Source organism: Rhizobium sp. BK418 (genome assembly GCF_004341105.1).
Classification (GTDB): Bacteria; Pseudomonadota; Alphaproteobacteria; order Rhizobiales; family Rhizobiaceae; genus Rhizobium.
The window spans coordinates 1-18,729 of record NZ_SLZK01000016.1 but is presented as its reverse complement, the minus strand read 5'-3'; the positions used below and the strand labels follow the sequence as shown (position 1 = coordinate 18,729).

General features: G+C 60.8%; 17 protein-coding genes. 10 read left to right on the top strand and 7 right to left on the bottom strand.

Translation table 11 applies throughout. The annotated features are described in order from the left end of the window. Positions 1 to 71: 71 nt before the first annotated feature. Positions 72 to 3,098, bottom strand: coding sequence for a glycoside hydrolase family 38 C-terminal domain-containing protein (locus EV281_RS30810; RefSeq protein ID WP_132658629.1), 3,027 nt, complete (start codon positions 3,096 to 3,098; stop codon positions 72 to 74). 208 nt (positions 3,099 to 3,306) lie between these two features. On the opposite strand from EV281_RS30810, the gene EV281_RS30805 reads away from it, so the two are divergent. Further along, a complete protein-coding gene (locus EV281_RS30805) occupies positions 3,307 to 4,443 on the top strand; it encodes an ROK family transcriptional regulator (RefSeq protein WP_132658628.1) in 1,137 nt (378 codons plus the stop codon). Positions 4,444 to 4,458: 15 nt separating this feature from the next. Here EV281_RS30805 and EV281_RS30800 read toward each other — a convergent pair whose 3' ends face one another. Further along, positions 4,459 to 5,505, bottom strand: coding sequence for a Gfo/Idh/MocA family oxidoreductase (locus EV281_RS30800; RefSeq protein ID WP_132658627.1), 1,047 nt, complete (start codon positions 5,503 to 5,505; stop codon positions 4,459 to 4,461). Between the two features lie 278 nt (positions 5,506 to 5,783). On the opposite strand from EV281_RS30800, the gene EV281_RS30795 reads away from it, so the two are divergent. The 6 genes from EV281_RS30795 to ugpC all read left to right on the top strand — a co-directional run bounded on the left by EV281_RS30795 (position 5,784) and on the right by ugpC (position 12,166). Next, a complete protein-coding gene (locus EV281_RS30795) occupies positions 5,784 to 7,082 on the top strand; it encodes an extracellular solute-binding protein (protein WP_132658626.1) in 1,299 nt (432 codons plus the stop codon). A gap of 68 nt (positions 7,083 to 7,150) precedes the next feature. After that, complete coding sequence (locus EV281_RS30790; protein ID WP_132658625.1) at positions 7,151 to 8,080, top strand: sugar ABC transporter permease; 930 nt, start codon at positions 7,151 to 7,153, stop codon at positions 8,078 to 8,080. Then, the gene (locus EV281_RS30785) at positions 8,077 to 8,919 is read left to right on the top strand and encodes a carbohydrate ABC transporter permease (RefSeq protein WP_132658624.1); all 843 of its coding nucleotides are present in this window, start codon (positions 8,077 to 8,079) and stop codon (positions 8,917 to 8,919) included. The genes EV281_RS30790 and EV281_RS30785 overlap by 4 nt, the downstream gene beginning before the upstream one ends. Before the next feature lie 39 nt (positions 8,920 to 8,958). Next, positions 8,959 to 10,197, top strand: a complete 1,239-nt coding sequence (locus EV281_RS30780; RefSeq protein WP_132658623.1) for an ROK family transcriptional regulator — start codon at positions 8,959 to 8,961, stop codon at positions 10,195 to 10,197. Between the two features lie 31 nt (positions 10,198 to 10,228). Beyond that, positions 10,229 to 11,083, top strand: a complete 855-nt coding sequence (locus EV281_RS30775) for a sugar phosphate isomerase/epimerase (protein ID WP_132658622.1) — start codon at positions 10,229 to 10,231, stop codon at positions 11,081 to 11,083. A 21-nt stretch (positions 11,084 to 11,104) separates the two neighbouring features. Next, positions 11,105 to 12,166 (top strand): sn-glycerol-3-phosphate ABC transporter ATP-binding protein UgpC, encoded by a 1,062-nt coding sequence (ugpC, locus tag EV281_RS30770; protein ID WP_132658621.1) that lies wholly within the window; start codon positions 11,105 to 11,107, stop codon positions 12,164 to 12,166. A gap of 98 nt (positions 12,167 to 12,264) precedes the next feature. Here the strand turns inward: ugpC and EV281_RS30765 are convergent, their stop codons facing one another. Further along, the gene (locus EV281_RS30765; RefSeq protein WP_210288349.1) at positions 12,265 to 12,654 is read right to left on the bottom strand and encodes a hypothetical protein; all 390 of its coding nucleotides are present in this window, start codon (positions 12,652 to 12,654) and stop codon (positions 12,265 to 12,267) included. A gap of 253 nt (positions 12,655 to 12,907) precedes the next feature. Further along, on the bottom strand, positions 12,908 to 14,758 hold the full coding sequence (locus EV281_RS30760) for an ABC transporter transmembrane domain-containing protein (protein ID WP_132658645.1): 1,851 nt from the start codon (positions 14,756 to 14,758) through the stop codon (positions 12,908 to 12,910). Between the two features lie 248 nt (positions 14,759 to 15,006). On the opposite strand from EV281_RS30760, the gene EV281_RS30755 reads away from it, so the two are divergent. The 3 genes from EV281_RS30755 to EV281_RS30750 are packed head-to-tail and all read left to right on the top strand — an operon-like array spanning position 15,007 to position 16,492. Next, positions 15,007 to 15,771 carry a heme ABC transporter permease gene (locus EV281_RS30755; RefSeq protein WP_132658620.1) on the top strand — a complete coding sequence of 255 codons (765 nt, stop codon included), beginning with the start codon at positions 15,007 to 15,009 and terminating at the stop codon, positions 15,769 to 15,771. Between the two features lies 1 nt (position 15,772). After that, the gene (locus EV281_RS31395) at positions 15,773 to 15,928 is read left to right on the top strand and encodes a heme exporter protein CcmD (protein WP_165912019.1); all 156 of its coding nucleotides are present in this window, start codon (positions 15,773 to 15,775) and stop codon (positions 15,926 to 15,928) included. Further along, positions 15,929 to 16,492: a DsbE family thiol:disulfide interchange protein gene (locus tag EV281_RS30750; protein WP_245508418.1), complete on the top strand. Its 564-nt coding sequence runs from the start codon at positions 15,929 to 15,931 to the stop codon at positions 16,490 to 16,492. A gap of 68 nt (positions 16,493 to 16,560) precedes the next feature. Here EV281_RS30750 and EV281_RS30745 read toward each other — a convergent pair whose 3' ends face one another. From EV281_RS30745 to EV281_RS30735, 3 genes are all read right to left on the bottom strand, one after another. Beyond that, positions 16,561 to 17,223: a CBS domain-containing protein gene (locus EV281_RS30745; protein WP_132658619.1), complete on the bottom strand. Its 663-nt coding sequence runs from the start codon at positions 17,221 to 17,223 to the stop codon at positions 16,561 to 16,563. Positions 17,224 to 17,297: 74 nt separating this feature from the next. After that, on the bottom strand, positions 17,298 to 17,765 hold the full coding sequence (locus EV281_RS30740) for a cytochrome c-type biogenesis protein (RefSeq protein WP_132658618.1): 468 nt from the start codon (positions 17,763 to 17,765) through the stop codon (positions 17,298 to 17,300). Then, the coding region (locus EV281_RS30735; RefSeq protein WP_281027949.1) for a cytochrome c-type biogenesis CcmF C-terminal domain-containing protein at positions 17,762 to 18,729 on the bottom strand (968 nt) is incomplete at its 5' end. The genes EV281_RS30740 and EV281_RS30735, both read right to left, overlap by 4 nt.

Below are 18,729 nucleotides of genomic sequence, written 5' to 3'. Positions count from 1 at the left end.
GCGATCGCTCCTCACGAGCGATCGACAATGGGTTCGAAACGCGTAATGACAAGTCCCAAAGATGGTTGCGGCTAGTTTTGCTGCAGCCGCCAAGTCCGAATTTCAAAGGGCATGATGTCGGCAGGTCCCGCACGTTCGATCGGCTCTTCTAGGATGTTCAGAGGTCCTGAAGCCTGCCACCCCGAGGGCAAGGCGATTGAAAGACGACCGCGCCGGCCCGCAGGCTCGTAAAGCCGCAGGATAAGGCCTTCGCCCTCCTCTGCCGGTTTCAGCCCCGAAATGGCAACCGGTATGCCCTGCACACCGAGGGGCGATAATGTGCCCGCCGAAAGCCCAGTCGCCTCGACGGTGACCAGCGGCTGATTGAGATCAATCGCTTCCTGCAGGACATCTCCTTCATGCCAGGCACCTTCATGCGGCATCAGCGCATAGGTGAAGTTCTGCTCCCCTTCGTCGGCGAGCGGATCGGGATAGATTGGCGAGCGCACGAGGCTCATGCCGATGACATTGCCCCGAGCGCTGTGTCCGTATTTGGCATTGTTGAGCAGAGCAACGCCAAAGCCCGGCTCGCTGAGATCGACGAATCGATGTGCGGCAGCCTCGAACATCGCCTGTTCCCACGACGTGTTGGTGTGCGTCTGGCGCTCGACGATACCGAAGGCGCATTCGAAGGTGGCGATGCGAGACCGCACGGCCACCGGGTTCAGGGTTCTCAGGAGGGTCCGCCGATCATGCCAATCGATCGTGGTTTCGATATCGAGCCGGCGCGCATTGGCGCACAGCACGTAAAGCTGGGTAACCGTCGAGTCCCGGTATCGATGGACGACGCGGATCGCGGCACGATGCGGCCCCTGTTCGACGAGCGTAATGCTCTGCGGCGCCTCAAGACGGACAGCTTTTTCGGCATAGTCGGCATCGACGTCCCAGGCATCCCAGTTGCGCGGCTTATCGGCAGGATAGACCCAGAGCTGATTTGCCGAACCCTCGATGGCCTCCCTACCCGTTGCTTTGTGAACAAGGCTCGAAACGGCGCCATCCTTGCCAATGACGACCGACAGATGCTCGTTTTCGAGACTGTGGGTATCGGCTTTCAGGAGTCCGGCGGGCTTCAACGCCTTGCGGTCGAAAACAGCCACGGAAAGAGGTGCCACGGGATCGGCAGACGACAGGACCGTGCCATCGGAAAGCTTCGCGGTGAGTGGCCGCGGCGCGAGCGACGGGTTGACGACGACCAGCGCATCGGCCACGCCACCCGCCGGAAGATGAGTGGATAGCGTCTTCAGAACCCTGGCCTGTTCAGCCCTGGCATTGCCTATGACGCCGTCGAGTTCTCGCTCGGCATCGATATAAACTTCGCGGATGCTCGAGCCCGGCAGGATATCGTGAAACTCGTTCTTCAGGACGACGCGCCAATCCGCTTCCAGGCTTTGTGGTTTGCTGCCACCCAGCAAATGGGCAAGCGAAGCAATCGTCTCCGCCGTTATAAGCGCCCGCTCGGCCTGCCGGTGCTTGCGCTTGACGCCGCTTTGCGACGTCAGCGTCGCGCGGTGCAGTTCAAGATAGATTTCTCCATCCCAGACCGGAAGCTCCTTTTCTGTCGCCGTGCGATGGGCTTTTTCGTAAAATCCCTTCACCGTGCCCCAACGCGCCCTGGGGATGGCCGGAAAGTCGCGCAATTGCACTTCGCGTTCGACCATCTCCGGTGTCACGCCACCGCCGCCGTCGCCATAGCCGACGGCCAGCAGCGAGGTGTCGTGCTGCGTCTTGCCGCGGAAATTCTTCCACGTCGGCACGAAGCAATCCGGCTGCACGAAACCATTATAGCCGTGCATGGGATTGTCGAAGGTATGGGTCAGAACCTTGCTTTCATCGAGCCCCTTCCACCAAAAAAGATCGGATGGGATATGATTGGTCTCGCTCCAGTTCACCTTGATGGTGAAGAAGCTGTCGATCCCGCCGAGCTTTAAAATCTGCGGCAAGGCACCCGAGAAGCCGAAGCAATCCGGCAGCCAGCAGACCGTATGGCGCAAGCCGAAGTTTTTCTCGAAATAGCGCTGCCCGTAAAGGACCTGCCGCGCGAGGCTCTCGCCCGTCGGCATGTTGGTGTCGGGTTCGACCCACATGCCGCCGACGGTTTCCCATTTGCCTTCGGCGACCTTCTTCTTGATCCGCTCGAGAAGCTCGGGATCATCCTCTTCCATCTGCGCATAATAATGGGCCGTCGACTGATTGAAGCGGAAGTCGTCCGACCGCTCCATCAGCGAAAGCGCAGTATTGAAGGTGCGCCGCATCTTCCGGCGCGTCTCGCCGTAAGGCCATAGCCAGGCGAGGTCGATATGGGCGTGGCCGGTGAGCAGCAACTGCCCATTCGGCGGAAAGCGTTCCTGGAGTTCCTTCAGTCGTGCGACCAGTCCATCATGGGCAGCACCTGCCGAAGCGCTCTGTACCTCGGTAAGGCCGGCCGGATTTACCTGGAGTTCCGGCAACTCCCAGATCTTTTGCTGCATCACCGCGCCGGATGTGCGCGAAATATAGGCTGACGTATCCGATGGCCAGTCGAGGCTGCGCAGCGCCCGTTCGGCCGCGTCGATCAGATGCGGCACGACCTCATGGCTTTCGAGTACGGCAGCGGCCTCGCCGATCTGCCGCAACAGGAGGTGCAGTTTGTGGACCGGCTCATCCAGCCGGATCAGCCGCGCCTCGTTGAGTCGCGGTGCCCGGTTCGGCTCTCCAAACGGAAAGCGTGCGACGCTCTCTGTGCTGATAGAGAATTCCCGGTCTTTGATTGGGAACTCCTGATGGTAGGGATCGAGCCCGAACGTCTCTACCTGGCCGCCGGAATAATGCAACGTGATCAGGCTCTCGCCACCGAGATCGAGCCGCAGGCGAACCTCATCGATCGGCCAGTCGCGCGGTACGGTCACCGATGCCGCGAAATGCACCGTCCCCTTGCGGTGCGGCCAGTCCTGATGATGAGCGATCGGCTTACCGTCAAAGGTCCAGCCGTCGATCAGGACGCTTTGCCTGTCGCGCCAGTGGGCGAGTTCGGCCGTACGGACCTTTAGACGATCGAGACGTTGGGCAATGGTGAGAGACATGGCGGGTCCTGTCGGAAACGAGCAAACTGACGGGCGGGGAGAAAGGCGGGCAATAGGCCGCAGCCCCGCGTCCCCGCCTCCTCCTCCAACCGGGCACGTGGTTTTTCTTAGATTAAGTAACTTTGTTTTGCAGTCAAGCGTGCAAGAAATAAGTTGCGAGACTTTTGCCGGTGATACACAAGCAATCAGGTGCTTAGGGAAGACGGTTATGCGGTATCTTCGATCCGGGCCGCGGCGGCGTCAGCCAGAAGAAACGGCCGTTGCACGCGGTAAAACAATCGGTCTGCGGTCAGGAGAAATCGCCGACAGAAATATCCGCGTCATCCTGGAGGCGATCCGTCGACACGGCCCGTTGACCCGCATGGAACTTGGCCAGCACTCCGGGCTCACCGGTCCGGGCATCACCAATATTCTGCGCCGCCTGAGCGACGAGGGCCTGGTGACGTCGCACCGCCGCAACGGCGCAGGCAGCGGCGCAACCGCCACCGAATTTGCATTGCGGCCCGATGGCGCGTTCTCGATCGGCGTCAGGGTCCGCCAAAATCGCGGCGAAGCCGTTCTGATCGACCTCAGCGGCCAGGTTCATGACCGCGAGTATTTTCCCCTCGTCCCGACAACGCGCGTGACGTCCGTCCTTTCGGCCACCCAGAACATGATCAGCCGGCACGACGGCCTGCCGATCATCGGCCTGGGGATCGGGTCAAACGACTGGAGCGCAGAAGAAAGCGATGAGCTCAACGCAGCATCGAGGCTTTCCCCTTGTCATGTGGAGAATGAGTGCACCGTAAGCCTGCTTGCCGAACGAACCATCGGCACGCCGGCTCCCGAAGGCGGACTGTCGATGATCATCATCGACGAGGACGTACAGGCCGGTTTCCTCATTCGCGGAATTCCCTATTCGGGCGTTCACGGTCGCGCAGGCAGCATCGGCGAGATGCTGACAGGCCCCGACAATGTCCAATTGAACACCGTTGTCGGCTTCGGCGCTTTGCGTGCGCTGGTCAGCGATAACGAGTTCAGACGGCTGATGGCGGGCGAAGAACTCTCTTCCCCGCAATTGACGCAGTGGATCCGTGATGCCGCAAGCCACCTGCTTGATCCAATCATTGCGATGGCCGGCTTCGTTGCGCCGGGAGTCATCATGATCGGCGGCGACCTGCCGCGAAGCGTCATTGAAGCGCTGATCCACCAGCTCTCCGTCGAACGCCGCGACACCTCGAAGCGCCCCTTCCTGACGCCCTGGATTTCGCCGATGAAGCCGGCAAGCTTCAGCGGCGGCGGGGTGGCGCTGGGGGCGGCACTGCTGCCCTTCCTCAACACCCTGCTGCCGCCGGTTTCGGCCTGACGCCGCAGCCTTCGCTCAGGCAAGCGCCTCGTCCATATGACTGATATCCGATGCGAGCGCCTTGTCGAGGACCTTCTGGATATTCGCTGCCCTGCGGAACGATGGTTCCTGCGTCTTGCCCGCCCGGACGGCCTGCACGAAGCGCTGGTAGTTCGTCTCCACCGGATCGAAGGGGATGTCGCGCCATGTTGCCGTGTGGACGTCTTCGCCGAGGCAGGCCCGAAGGGTCGACTTTCCAGTGTCATAGATCATCTCGATCGAACCCGTCTCGCCATAGACCCGGAGACGCAGCTGGTCCATCTGGCCGGCAGCTGTTCGCGTCGCCTGAATGGTGCCGATCGCGCCGGTCGTGAAATCGACGTTCATGGTGAAGCTGTCATTCGCATCGAGATCATATTCGCCGATCTTGTGGTCCGGCGCCTTGTTGAAGGTTTTCAACCGCGCGAAGACGTGGGCGACGTCGAGCCCCGAACCGTAGGACGCGAAATCGACGATATGGATGCCGATATCACCGAGCGCGCCGTTCGATCCATGCTTCTTGCTGAGGCGCCACAGCCATTTGCTCTCGGTTTTCCAGTCGCCCCAATGGCGGCCAACGAGCCAGCTCTGCAGATGCGACGCCTCAATGTGCCGCACCTCGCCGATCTCGCCGGCAAGCACCATCTGCCGGCCCTTCTGCAGGGCAGGCGAATTGCGATAGGTGAAATTGACCATGCCGACCTTACCCGCTTTCTCGATGGCATCGGTCATTTCCATCGCCTTGATGGCATCGGTCGCCAGTGGCTTTTCACAGAAGACATGCTTGCCCGCCGCAATCGCCTGAAGCGTCGTCGGGTGATGAATGCGGTCGGGTGTGACATTGGCAACGGCGTCAAATTCGCCCCAGGCCAGCGCCTCCTCCAAGGAGCTGAAGTGATTGGGAATACCGTGTTCCGAACAAAAGGCCGCCAGCCGCTCGGGCACGACATCGACCCCGCCCACCACGCTGACGCCTTCGATCGCCTTGAAATTTGCAGCATGCTGGTTGGCCATTCCGCCAGTGCCGAGAATGAGTAAGCGCATCTGATCCTCCATAGATGTCAGGTTCGGCTATCCTCTCGTAGCCGAGGCAAAAACTCATCGCTCCATTGCGGATGGCCGCAATGGCTCGATTTTTCAGTGATTGGGAAGTGGGGCTGCGGTCCGCTAGCTTGTGTTGAATGTCGCCAGCATCTCAATCCTCCCAAGCTGCGGCTTGACATCAAATCAAAGTAACTTAATCTAACTAATGCAGCATGGAAATGAGGAGAGGTCAACCGACCACCAGGCTGTATCCGTTTAAAATGGGGAGGAGACCCATCATGAAGAGAGCGTTCATCAGCGCACTAGCGCTGAGCACAATGTTATTTTCAGTGCCTGCCGCATTTGCCCAGGAGCTTGCGACCAAAGACCGGATCGGCGCCGCCGATGCGCCGAAAACCCTCGTCGTTCGGCTCACCAACGACAGCCCCAACAATGCCGATCCGGCAATCGCAGACGGTTATCAGAAGCTCTTTGTCGACTTCATCAAGAAGCATCCCGACTGGAAGCTGCAGATGCAGTTCATGTCGGCTGACATCGGCACCGAACAGGCCAAGATGCTGGAACAGGCCAAGGCCGGCAATGCCCCTGACTGCGCCGCGGTCGACTCCTTCGTGCTCTCGCAGTTCATGGTCAATCATGTGCTTGCCGACTTCACGCCCTATTTCTCGAAGGAGGAAGTCGCCGACCTCTTTCCCTTCATCCGCAACGGCATTACCGACAAGGATCAGACGATCCGCGCGTGGTGGTGGGATACGGACCTTCGTGTGCTCTACCGCAACAAGTCGATCGTCGCCGATGCACCGCAGACCTGGGATGATCTGAAAAAGGCCGGACTTTCTTCCGTCGAGCAGGGCATGGAAGGCATCCTCTTCAATGCCGGTCGATACGAGGGATCCACTTTCGACTGGTTGGCGAACTACTGGGCGCTCGGCGGCAAGCTCGTCGACGATTCCGGTAAACCAGTCTTCGGTGAGGGCGAAAACAAGGAGAAATTCCTGAAAGCCCTTAACTACTACAAGGACCTCGTCGATTCCGGAGCAGCACCGAAGCGCGTGACGACCATCGGCAACTATGACGACCTCAATGCTGCCGCTGCAGCCGGAACCACGGCGCTCTTCATCGGCGGCAACTGGCAATATGCCCAGCTGAAGGTCACGCTCGATGAGGACGAATTTGCCAAATGGACCTTCTCGCCGATCCCCGGCCCGACCGCCGATCAGCGCTCCACGGGTACCGGCGGCTGGACGATCGCCTCCTTCAGCAAGGACAAGGACAAGGTGGAGATGTGCGCCAATCTTGCCCGCGAGGTCTATATGGGACCGGCCAATGCGCTTCAACAGCAGCTGCCGACGCGCAAGTCGCTCTTTGACAAGTACGATGTCTTCGCAACCGACGCCAACAAGACCTTTGCCGGCGCTCTCGTCAACGGTCAGGCCCGTCCGGGCGCCCCGATCTATCCGGAAATCTCCAACCAGATACAGATCATGATGGGCGACGTGCTGTCCGGCACCAAGAAGCCGGAAGAGGCTCTGGACGCTGCGTTCAACGCGACGATGGAGGCTTACAAGCGTCTCTAACGATTGAGATCGCGGCGGCGCCCATGACGGGCGTCGCCGGTCATGTCAAACCCGGACAGAGAAGCCCTATGAGCCCCATTGCCATCGAGGCTGCCAGCCCGCCTCACAGCAGATCGTTCATGCGCCGTTTTGCCGGGGCACCCTTGCCCTGGATCATGCCGGTGATCATCGTCATCGGCATCTTCTATCTCTACCCTGTCATCGACGTGTTTCGCCTGTCGTTCACCAATGCGACGCTGATCGGCGACAATCCGGTCTACACGCTCGGCACGATTTCGAACGCGCTGAGTTCGCCGCAGTTGCCTGACATCTTATGGGCGACCCTCATCTTCGTCGGCGGCAGCGTCATCGGCCAGCAGATATTCGGTCTCGCCGTTGCCGTCGTCGTCATCAGAGGCGAGAAACGCGGCCTCTTCGGCACCACGATCCTGCGCACCACGGCACTCGTCGCCTGGGTGGTCCCTGGCATTGCCGGCGGCATCATCTGGCAGATGCTGTTTTCCGAAGCCCCCTATGGGGCGCTGAACAGCATCCTGCGGCTCATGCACCTGCCAACCGTCGCCTGGCTTTCCGATCCGGCGATCGCCCCATGGTCTGCGCTGATCTCCAACATCTGGCGTGGCACGGCCTTCTCGATGGTTGTCATGTATGCCGCCCTCAAAGCGATCGACCCCTCGCTCTACGAAGCGGCCGACGTCGATGGCGCAACAGGCCCGCAACAATTCTTCTTCATCACGCTGCCCCAGCTGCGCGCGGCCATGCTCGTCAACATGATCCTCATCACGATCATGACGCTCAACACATTCGACGCGATCATCACACTGACAGGGGGCGGCCCCGGACGCGCGACCGAGGTGATCTCGCTTTATGTGTTCAATATCGTCTTCCGCAATTACGACCTTTCCGGCGGTAGCGTGCTCTCCGTGCTGATGCTGATCATCAGCCTCGGGCTTGCCTTCGTTTACGCATCGTTCCTGCCGAAGGAGGAAGAGCAATGAGCAGACGTACCGGCACGCGCTTCGGTGATTTCTTAAGCTACCTCTTCATGCTGGCGATGTTCATCTTCTTCGCCGGCCCCCTCAGCTACCTCCTGTCGATGGCCTTGCGAGACAGACGCGAGATCTATCGGGGTGTGGCGCGCTACATCCCTAAAAATCCGACCATCGACAATTTCATTACCGTGCTCAACAACAGCTACTTCCCGATCTATCTCTGGAACGGCCTGAAGCTCGCAGCACTTAGCGGTTTTGGCGTTCTGATCGTTGCGTTGCCCGCAGCTTACGCATTTTCCCGCTACCAGTTCCGCGGCAAGGGGCTGTCGATGATGGGGCTCCTCCTGTTCCAGATGATCTCGCCACTCGTCATTATGGTACCGCTTTACCGCTACATGAACCGTCTCGGCCTGCTCGATACGCATTTCGCAGTGACGATGGTCTACATCGCCCTCGGCGTGCCGCTCGCGACCTGGCTTTTGAAAAGCACGATTGACGGCATTCCGCGCAGTCTCGACGAGGCGGCGATGATCGATGGATGCAACCGATTTTCGGTCTTCTGGCGGATCGTCCTGCCGCTTTCGGCGCCTGGTATCGCTTCCGTCTTCATCATCACCGTGATTGCGGGCTGGTCGCAATTCCTCGTGCCTTTTCTTCTGCTCACTCAAAACAATCTGATGCCGATCGGCGTCGGGATCTTTAACTTCCGTGGCATGCAGACCGACTCGTCCATTCAGCTGCTTGCGGCCGCCTGCCTGATCTCCGTCGTGCCGGCGATCGTGGCATTCCTGTCGCTCCAGCGGCTGATCCTCGGCGCCATGACCAGCGGCGCGGTGAAGGGATAGAGCCTGCTTGCGTGAGTGGCTGACAGAGGATCCCAACCCATGAACCAGATGACCGGCGCCAGACTGTCTCCTGACCTGACGGGGGCCAATGTCGAGGATGCGGGCGAGCACAACAGAGCGGTCGTCCTTCGCTGCATCCATCGACAGGCTCCGATTTCGCGCGCCGAGATCGCCCGGCAGACAGGTTTTACAAAGCCGGCGATCGCCCGGATCGTCGACCGTTTGCTCGACGAGGGCCTGATCATCGAGGCCCGCCGCCGGCATGGGCTGAGGGGCCAGCCGGCAATCGAACTCGAGATCAACCCCGATGCGTTTTTCGCGATCGGCATCAACATCGATCGCGATCATCTGACAATCGTCGCCGTCGATGCCGTCGGTAATATCCGGGCTCGTGTGCACCACGAAAAGCGCCACGTCCGGCCGGCGGAATTCATGCAGCTGACGGCGGACGCTATCTCGCATTTCCAGCGGAGCCGCCTGATCGATGATGCGCATCTGGCTGGTATAGGGCTCGCCATGCCGGACTGGCTTGGCGAAATCACCTTTCTCGGCATGCCCGACGACTATTCGGAATGGATGGAATTCGACGTGCGGGCTGCGCTTGAAAACCTGACGCAGCATCCGGTCTTCATCGAAAACGAGACAAATGCCGCAGCCCTTGCCGAGCTTGACTATGGGCTCGGGGCCGAAAGCCGCAGCTTCTTCTATATCGCGATCAACGCCTGTCTGGGCGGCGGCCTCGTGCTCGACGGCAATGGCCATCGCGGCGCCATGGCGCTCAGCGGCGAAATCGGCTGGCTGCCGATTGCCAACGGCCGCGATAAGGCGGCGCAGAAGGTCGACCTTCTCGGCGAAATGGTGACGCTCCTCTTTCTCTATAAATTCCTGGCCGAACACGGCATCCGGGCAAGCGTGCCCCAGGACCTGCTTTCACTCGACGCACATGGCAGGGCGCTCGTCTCGAAGTGGCTGAAGGACATGAGCGCGCATCTGGCCGTCGCGGTCAAGCATATCGGCATGATCGTCGATCCTGACGCCATCATCATCGGCGGCCGGCTGCCGATCCGCATGATCGACGAGTTGCTGCGCTACGTTCACGAACACCTGACGGCCGAAGACACCACTTTGCCCACGCTGCATCGCGCCTCGATCGGCGAGGACGCATCGGCGCTCGGAGCAGCAGCGATGCCGATGGCGGCCGCCCTGATGCTCGCCTCGGCTGACGCCGTTCAACGCACCCGTTCGCCCCTCAAATTCATGGATCGCCTGAACAATTGAAACTGCCCGCAAGGCCACTGGGAGGATTTTGATGAGGATTGGCTTTTATACGTCGACATTCAACGACCGGCCGCTTGAGGAAGTGGTGGATTTTGCGGCCTCGTCCGGTTTCGACGCGATCGAAATCGATCTCGCCGGCCACATCAAGACGCCAGACAGAGTGCGGGCCGCCGTCGCACTTGCCCGCGACCGTGACCTCTTCGTCTCCTCGATCACCTATTTCGGCAATCAGCTCGATGCCGACAGAGCCAAGCGCCGCGAGCTTCGTGCCCGCACGGAGGAATTTGCTCACGCGATCGCCGAAGCGGGCGTGCCGATCTTCGTGATTTTTCCCGGCCGTGACGACAATGCAGACGATGAAGCTAACTATGATGATTTTGCCGAATTCGCCAACCGGCTGATTGGCAGGACGACGTCGAGCGGCCTCGTCTTCGCGATCGAAAACTGGCCGGGCCCCAAGGACAACTTCATCGGAACCACGCCGAAGGGCTGGCAGGAACTGTTCAAGCGGATTCCTGACCGGCGCTTCGGTCTCGAATTCGACCCATCGCACCTCATCCGCATCGGCGTAGACCCCTATGCCGCAATGGACGCGGTCAAGGATCGCATTGCCATTCTTCATGCCAAGGATACTGCAATCGATGCGGCCGCACAGCAGGCTGTCGGCTATCACGGCAAGGGCTGGTGGCAGTACAAGCTGCCGGGCCACGGCCTCCTCGACTGGCAGCGATTCCTGCGCCAGGCGCGGACCGGCGGTTTCGACGGCACGCTTTCGATCGAGCACGAAGATGCTGCCTACGGCTGGCCGGGCAAGGATCTCGAAGCCCGAAAAGAGGGAGAACGCCTCGGTCTTGCCTACCTCAGAAACGTCTTGAACACGCTTTGATAGTGACCGCGGAGGACGGAAATGGCTCATGTCAGAGTGAACAATGCGCGCAAGGATTATGGCGCGTTCAAAGCCATCAAGGGTGTGTCGGTCGATATCCGCGACGGCGAGTTCGTCGTTCTCGTCGGCCCCTCGGGCTGCGGCAAATCCACCCTGCTCAGGATGATCGCGGGCCTGGAGGACATCAGCTCGGGTGATATCCAGATCGGCACGCATATCGTCAACGAGCTGGCGCCAAAGGATCGCGATATCGCCATGGTGTTCCAGAACTATGCCCTCTATCCGCACATGACGGTCGCCAAGAATATGGGCTTCTCACTGCGGCTAAAGCGCATGCCGAGGACGGAGATCGATCAACGCGTCGGCAATGCCGCAAAGATCCTCGGCCTGGAGGCTCTTCTCGAACGCTACCCGAAACAGCTGTCAGGCGGCCAGCGGCAGCGTGTCGCCATGGGCCGCGCGATCGTTCGAGATCCTGCCGTCTTCCTCTTCGACGAGCCGCTGTCGAACCTCGATGCCAAGCTCCGCGTCCAGATGCGCACGGAGATCAAGGAACTGCACCAGCGGCTGAAGACCACGACGATCTATGTTACGCACGATCAGATCGAGGCGATGACGATGGCAGACAAGATCGTCGTGATGAAGGACGGCCTGATCGAGCAGTCGGGCTCGCCGCTCGAACTCTACGATCGTCCGAGCAACCTCTTCGTTGCCGGCTTCATCGGCTCACCCGCCATGAACTTCATCAAGGGAAACATGACGAATGAAGGTTTCCAGACGGCAGACGGGCTCATCCTGCCCAGCGAGCGGCGCCCGTCCGGTGCCGTCACCTACGGTATTCGCCCCGAGCATCTCACGCTCGACCCCAACGGCATCGAAGTGACGACTGCCGTTGTCGAGCCGACGGGGTCCGAGACATTGGTGATCGCCCGCCTTGGCGCGCAGACGATCAGCTGCGTCTTCCGGGAGCGGATCAGAGCAGCCCCTGGCGATGTGCTGCGGATCGCTCCGCTCCATGATGCCGTCCACCTGTTTGATGAGGGCGAGCAGCGCATTACCGCTGGCGAACCGGCGCTGAATTAGCAATGAAACTGGTCGCGGGTCACGTCCACCGAAGCGGCGTGACCCAGAGTATTCAAAGCGAAAAGAACGCCCTTCGGCACCGGTATTCAAGCCTCTCGTCAGAGGTCGAGCAGCAATTCGCCAGCGCTTTGACCGTGGCTCAGGCTGCTGATTTCGAGCGGCTTGGAGCTCGTAATCTCTTTGCGCTTCCTGGAACTCGTCCTTCTGCCTTTCGGCGGCAGATCTCCTGAGAATTCAAGAAGTTTTGCGGCCGGCGCCGCAGGCCCGGGCGCTGCCGCAGATGGCATTTCCACCTTATTGGTTCCATCCTTAACGGCAGCGATGGAAGTCTCCGCCAGCTCGACGTCGGATCTTATGTCGACGTTCGACTTTGCAATTTTGATTGGCGGAGCCGTATCCTGTTGTGCCTTGGGCGCAAAACGTATCACGAACGCTGATCTCCTTCTTGTTGTTCGCTTTTTGTTCTCATCAAAAGGCGTGCTTGTCAACTGGCCCGCATCAGAGCAGCAAGTGTAGTAACAACCTCTGCGCCATGCGCGAACATGGCGCGGGTTGCCGGGCGGCATTGTTCGCCCGACACTGACCCAAATGCTTCCGATTGCCAAACAATCAGCCTGCGATCCGACGCAACCAATAAGGAGAGAATGAAGCCTGTCTGAGCTTTCAGCATGGACCATTTGCCGCGCGCGAACGTTGGATAAACATCACACGATGATCGCAAGCGGGGCAACCGCAGGTGCCTCACGCGGCATCATGCTCCAGCGTCACCGCCCCCGAGAGGTCGAACTGCAGTTCGGCAAGCTTGGCATATGCTCCCCCCTTGCGCACTAGGGCGGCGTGTGTCCCCTCCTCGACTACCTTTCCGCCATCGATCACCAGAATTCGATCCGCCTTGAGCACTGTCGCCAGCCGATGCGCAATCACGATCGTTGTGCGATTGCTCATCAACTCGTCGAGCCCCTTTTGCACGAGCATTTCGTTTTCTGCGTCGAGCGATGCCGTGGCCTCATCCAGCAAAAGAACCGGCGCGTTCTTCAGAATAGCACGGGCGATAGCGAGTCTTTGCCGCTGGCCGCCAGAGAGCGTCAGACCACGCTCGCCGACGACGGTGTGATAGCCGTCTGGCAGATCGGAAATGAACCCGTGCGCCCTTGCCGTTGTCGCTGCGGCCGCGATCTCATCCTGCGATGCGTCTGGTCGTCCGAGACTGATATTGTCCGCGATGGTCGTTGCAAAAATGGTCACATCCTGCGGCACGACAGCAATTTCACTTCGGACCTCAGCGGTTGCGGTTGCCCGCACATCGCTGCCATCGAGAGAGATGTTGCCGGAATAATCCCTGTAGAAGCCGAGCAGGAGCGAAAAGATCGTGCTCTTGCCCGAACCCGAAGCACCTACCAGTGCTACGGTCTCGCCGGGCCGGACGCTCATTGACAGGCCGGCGAGGACTTGCCTGTCGGGAGAGCCCGGATAGGCGAAATGCAGATCGCGGATTTCGATCGCGCCTTTTGCAGGCTGGCTGAGTGGAGCACGCGGGACCGGCTCGCTCTCGCCGGCGTTTTCATCGAACAATTCGAAAAGCCGTTCGGCCGAACCCGCTGCCTGTGCCAGCTCGCCCCAGACCTCCGAGAGCGAACCCAGCGAGCCGGCGGCGATGACGGAATAGAGCAGGAATTGACTGAGGCTGCCGGCCGACAACGTTCCGGAAAGCAGATCATGGGCGCCGATCCAAAGAACCCCGACGACGCTTCCGAAAATCAGGGCAATGGCAACGGCGGTCAGCAGCGCCCGAGAGCGGGCGGCAAAGACGGCGGTGCGGTAGGAGGCCTCGACTTCTCGTGCATATCTGTCGCTTGCCGCAGCCTCCCCGTTGAACGCCTGCACCGTTCGGCTTCCAGCGATGATTTCGCTGGCAAAGGCGGATGCGATAGCAAGCGTGTCCTGCGCCGCCCGCGATTTTCTGCGAACCGAGCGGCCGAAAAGAACGAGCGGCGCAATGACGAGCGGGATGGCACCCAACGTGATGGCGGAAAGGCCCGGGCTCGTAACGAACATCATCACCAGCGCGCCCAGGCACAGCAACGAATTGCGCAGGGCCACCGATGCGGCGAGGTTCAATGCGGACTTGATCTGCGCGGCATCCGCCGTCAGCCGCGATGCGATATCGCCGGATTTGTTGGCGTCAAAAAACTTCGCCGGCAGACGAGTCACGTTCCGGAAGGTTTTCACACGGAGATCGCTGACGATGCGCTCGCCGAGCGTCGTGACAAAATAATAGCGGCAGGCGCTTGCCAGGGCGAGCGCGATTGCGAGCCCAAGAAGCATCAGGAAATAGTTGTTGATGAAGCCGCCGTCGGACTGGCCAAAACCATGATCGATCATCCGGCGGACTGCCATCGGCAGGGCAAGTGAGATCAGAGCTGCAGCCGCCAGCGAGAGGAGTGCCGACAGTAACAAGCCCCGGTGGGGTCGCAGCAGGGGCAGCAACCGGACGAGACCGGAGACGGGCGGATTCCTTTCTCCGGACCGCGGTCGGGAACCTGCGATCTCGTCGGTGGAAGAAGTGGCGGATCGGTCGTGCGCGGCAATCATCAAGGTGAGAGTCTCCGGACTGAATGCCTCCTTTTGGGCACTGGCGCGGCGGTCGTCTTTGACCGCGATCAATTACCAGTCGGTTCCGCCGGAGCGTTGGCAGAAGGTCCTTCAATAAGCCGCGGTACGAGCGCTGCTTTGACGGTCAGAGGCCGGACCCTGAGGAAAATAGAGACGTGTGACCGCACCAATAGCCGCAGGTTGATCCGGGTCAATTAACGCGAGGGGTTTGGACGCTAGATCAGGCCATGACCTATGTCAGACCCATCAAAGACATCATCACCGGGCTTTCGCAGCCCACCAGATTTCTGGAACTCGCGGATCGGGTCCTGCCTGGACTTACGATCGCCACCATCCTCTGTTTGGCGCTCGGACTCTATCTGAGTTTTGTCTCGGATGGCGATTACCAGCAGGGCGAGACAGTCAGGATCATGTATGTCCACGTCCCGGCGGCGTGGATGGCAATGTTCTGCTATGTGGTGATGACCGTAAATGCCACCGGCTCACTGGTATGGCACCATCCGCTTGCCGATGTCGCCGCGCGCGCTGCTGTGCCGATCGGCGCTGCCTTTACCTTCATATCGCTCGTGACAGGCGCAATCTGGGGCAAGCCGATGTGGGGAACCTGGTGGGTGTGGGACGCGCGCCTGACTTCGATGTTCGTACTTTTCCTGATGTATCTCGGACTGTTGGCGATCAACCGTGCGATCGACGAGCCGACGCGCGCCGCTCGTGTCACGGCAGTTCTCATCATTGTCGGCTTCATCAACATTCCGATCATCAAGTTCTCGGTCGACTGGTGGAACACGTTGCATCAGCCGGCAAGCGTGCTGAGGCTGAATGGCCCCGCTCTGGACATCGAATTCCTTCGTCCGCTGCTGACTATGGGGCTGGCCTTCGCGGCACTCTTTTTTACCCTCCACGTAGCCTCGATCAGGAACGAGATCTGGCGACGGAAACTCATGTCGCATCACCGCCTGGCCGCGCGGGCCGTAGCACAAAGGGAAAATTGAAATGACCCATCAGCATTATGTTCTGGCAGCCTATGCCGTCGGACTCACCGTCATGATTGCCATCAGCGCAACGACCTGGTTTCAGGGCCGCGCCTATCGTCGGCAGGTCGAGGTGGTGGCGAAGATCAGGCGTAGCGCGCGGCGCGAGGCACGCTAGGTGCGCCGCTATATGCTGGCTGCAGTGCCGCTGCTCGTCTTTGCGACGATCGCCGGCGCCGCCGGGCGCATACTTTATCGAGAGGCGGCCGAGGGGTATTCACCCTCCACCCTCCCCTCCGCACTGATCGGCCAGGCACACCCTGCGATCGATTTGCCGCCGCTTGCCGGTCTGCACTCTCCTGGCTTTCGAAATGGCAGCCTTTCTGGCCAGGTCGCGATCGTCAACGTGTTCGCGTCATGGTGCATCCCCTGCCGGCAGGAACATGCCGCGCTCATGCGCCTGTCCAAGGACAGGCGCATCAAGCTGATGGGCATCAATTACAAGGACGACAGCAGCAACGCGCTGGTCTTCCTGCGCGACAACGGAAACCCTTACGCTGCTGTCGGGGTCGATCCGACTGGCCGGGAGGCGATCGATTGGGGAGTCTACGGCGTGCCGGAAACCTTTGCCATCGGGCGAGATGGCCGCATCCTGTTCAAGCATGTCGGCCCGCTCGACGATAAGGCTCTGTCTGCAGGAATCGGTCTCGTGCTCGAGAAGGCGTTGGCTGCTGGCGGGTGACCGGAAGCCCCTCGTTCGCAGCACTTCAGCAATCGGAATTTAGGCCGGTTGCGACCGCTTTCCGGATCTCACTCTGCGGCAAGCTGCAGTCGATCGAGGCAACCTCCCGATCCGAGATTCTCGACGAGCGCCAGCACGGCACGGCGTTGCAAGTCGGTCGCCACACTTCCTTCGAGGACGATCTGCCCGTTCCGGACGGAGACGCGGACCCTTTGCGGCGTCACGCCGAGATCGTATTTCAGGCGTGTGCGAACCGCCAGGAGAATCGCGTCGTCCTCACGCGGCAACCTTGGGGTCGGCGCGTCTGCTATCAAAGCGAGAATATCGCGCCGGCTGATGATACCGACCAGTCGTCCGGCCTCGACGATCGGAATACGCTTGATGCGATGAACCTCCAGGCTCTCGGCGATGTCGGAGACCTCACTGTCCGGGCTGGCAACGATGACGTCGCGTGACATGATATCTCTGACTGACCAGCCGTTGCCGCGAATGTAGCGATCGAGATCGACATCGGACGTAACCTCCGCGCCACGCTGGGCGCGCGGGGCAAGTCGGATCTCGCGACGCAGCAGCAGGTCGCCTTCAGTCACAATCCCGCAGACCCGCCCTTCATCGTCAACCACGGGAAGTCCGCTAACATTGTTCTGTATCATCATCGCGACGGCGTGACGGACCCCAACCGCAGGGCCGATCGAAACCACGTTATTCGTCATAATATCCTTGGCCTGCATGCGCGCACCTTCTTCCCGGAAACATCTGATAGGGTCAGGGTAAAGCGGACCGAATGGAGCGACCTTGACCTCCGTCAAAGTCGCAGTGTCGGATCGAGCAACTTCGCAAGCCTTTCCTGCTCTTCCGCCGTGAGTTTGCTTCCGGTCGGCTTGCCGGCTCGCTTGCGGGCAAAGACGACGAGGGAAGCTCCACCCGCGAGGATCAGCAGCACGGGCGCGCCCCAGAGGAGCAGCGTGCGCAGACTAAAGCGCGGCTTCAGCAGGACGAATTCGCCATAGCGCGAGACGATATAGTCCAGCACCTGCTGGTCGCTGTCACCATCGGTGATGCGCTCACGCACGAGCAGGCGCAGATCCTTGGCGAGATCGGCGTTGGAATCGTCGATCGACTGGTTCTGGCAGACCATGCAGCGCAGTTCGGCTGAGAGCGTCCGGGCGCGGGCTTCGAGGGCGGGGTCGGCGAGCATCTCGTCGGGGTTGACGGCGAAGGCCGGGGCGGCCGCCATCAACAGGGTCAGGGCGAGGAGGAGCCGCCGCATCATTCCGCCGGCTCCATGGCCGGTGCTGCCGGCTTGCCGGTCTTTGCCTTCGCCTTCCTGCTCGGCGCCCCGACCCGCAGGCGCCGGTCGGTCAGCGACACGAAGCCGCCGAGCGCCATGACGAGCGCCCCGCCCCAGATGCACAGAATGAACGGCTTCCACCAGATGCGCACGACGATGCCGCCGTCATGGGTGGCGTCGCCGAGCGACACATAGAGCTGGCTGAGGCCGAAGGTCAGGATGCCGGCCTCCGTCGTCGGCATCTGCCTTGCGGTGTAGAGGCGCTTGGCCGACCAGACATCGGCGATCTCGGCGCCGGCGCGGCGGATCGAGAAGTGGCCGCGATCCTCGGTATAGTTCGGGCCGGTCGCCGGCTGCATGCCGTCAAAGACGATGCTGTAGCCGCCGGCTTCCGTCGCCTGGCCCTGCTTCATCTCGATCACATGCTCGGTCTGGAAGGTGGTCACGGCGACGATGCCGAGCACGGTGATGCCAAGGCCGGCATGGGCAAGCGCCGTGCCGAAGGCCGAACGCGGCAGGCCGGTCAGCCGCCGCCAGGCAATATCGGCCTTCACCTTGCCGATGCCGGCGCGATACCAGAGATCGGCGGCCGCGCCCAGGATCAGGAACAGACCGGCGGCAAGGCCGAGCACGGCCATGACCGGACCGCCATGTTCGATATAGAAGAAGACCAGGGCGGCGGCGAAGGCGAGGCCGGCCACGACATAAAGCCGCTGCAGGGCGCCGAGCAGATCGCCGCGCTTCCAGGCGAGCAGCGGCCCGAAGGGCACGATGACGAGCAGCGGTGCCATCAGCAGGCCGAAGGTCAGGTTGAAGAAGGGCGGGCCGACCGAGATCTTGTCGCCGGTCAAGGTTTCCAGCACCAGCGGATAAAGCGTGCCGGTCAGAACCGTGCCGCAGGCAACCGTCAGGATCAGGTTGTTGACGACGAGCGCCCCCTCGCGCG

Coding starts and splice junctions, on each gene's coding strand:
- EV281_RS30810 (WP_132658629.1), bottom strand. CDS start 3,098: ATGTCTCTCACCATTGCCCAACGTCTCGATCGTCTAAAGGTCCGTACG.
- EV281_RS30805 (WP_132658628.1), top strand. CDS start 3,307: ATGCGGTATCTTCGATCCGGGCCGCGGCGGCGTCAGCCAGAAGAAACG.
- EV281_RS30800 (WP_132658627.1), bottom strand. CDS start 5,505: ATGCGCTTACTCATTCTCGGCACTGGCGGAATGGCCAACCAGCATGCT.
- EV281_RS30795 (WP_132658626.1), top strand. CDS start 5,784: ATGAAGAGAGCGTTCATCAGCGCACTAGCGCTGAGCACAATGTTATTT.
- EV281_RS30790 (WP_132658625.1), top strand. CDS start 7,151: ATGAGCCCCATTGCCATCGAGGCTGCCAGCCCGCCTCACAGCAGATCG.
- EV281_RS30785 (WP_132658624.1), top strand. CDS start 8,077: ATGAGCAGACGTACCGGCACGCGCTTCGGTGATTTCTTAAGCTACCTC.
- EV281_RS30780 (WP_132658623.1), top strand. CDS start 8,959: ATGAACCAGATGACCGGCGCCAGACTGTCTCCTGACCTGACGGGGGCC.
- EV281_RS30775 (WP_132658622.1), top strand. CDS start 10,229: ATGAGGATTGGCTTTTATACGTCGACATTCAACGACCGGCCGCTTGAG.
- ugpC (WP_132658621.1), top strand. CDS start 11,105: ATGGCTCATGTCAGAGTGAACAATGCGCGCAAGGATTATGGCGCGTTC.
- EV281_RS30760 (WP_132658645.1), bottom strand. CDS start 14,758: ATGATTGCCGCGCACGACCGATCCGCCACTTCTTCCACCGACGAGATC.
- EV281_RS30755 (WP_132658620.1), top strand. CDS start 15,007: ATGACCTATGTCAGACCCATCAAAGACATCATCACCGGGCTTTCGCAG.
- EV281_RS31395 (WP_165912019.1), top strand. CDS start 15,773: ATGACCCATCAGCATTATGTTCTGGCAGCCTATGCCGTCGGACTCACC.
- EV281_RS30745 (WP_132658619.1), bottom strand. CDS start 17,223: ATGCAGGCCAAGGATATTATGACGAATAACGTGGTTTCGATCGGCCCT.
- EV281_RS30740 (WP_132658618.1), bottom strand. CDS start 17,765: ATGATGCGGCGGCTCCTCCTCGCCCTGACCCTGTTGATGGCGGCCGCC.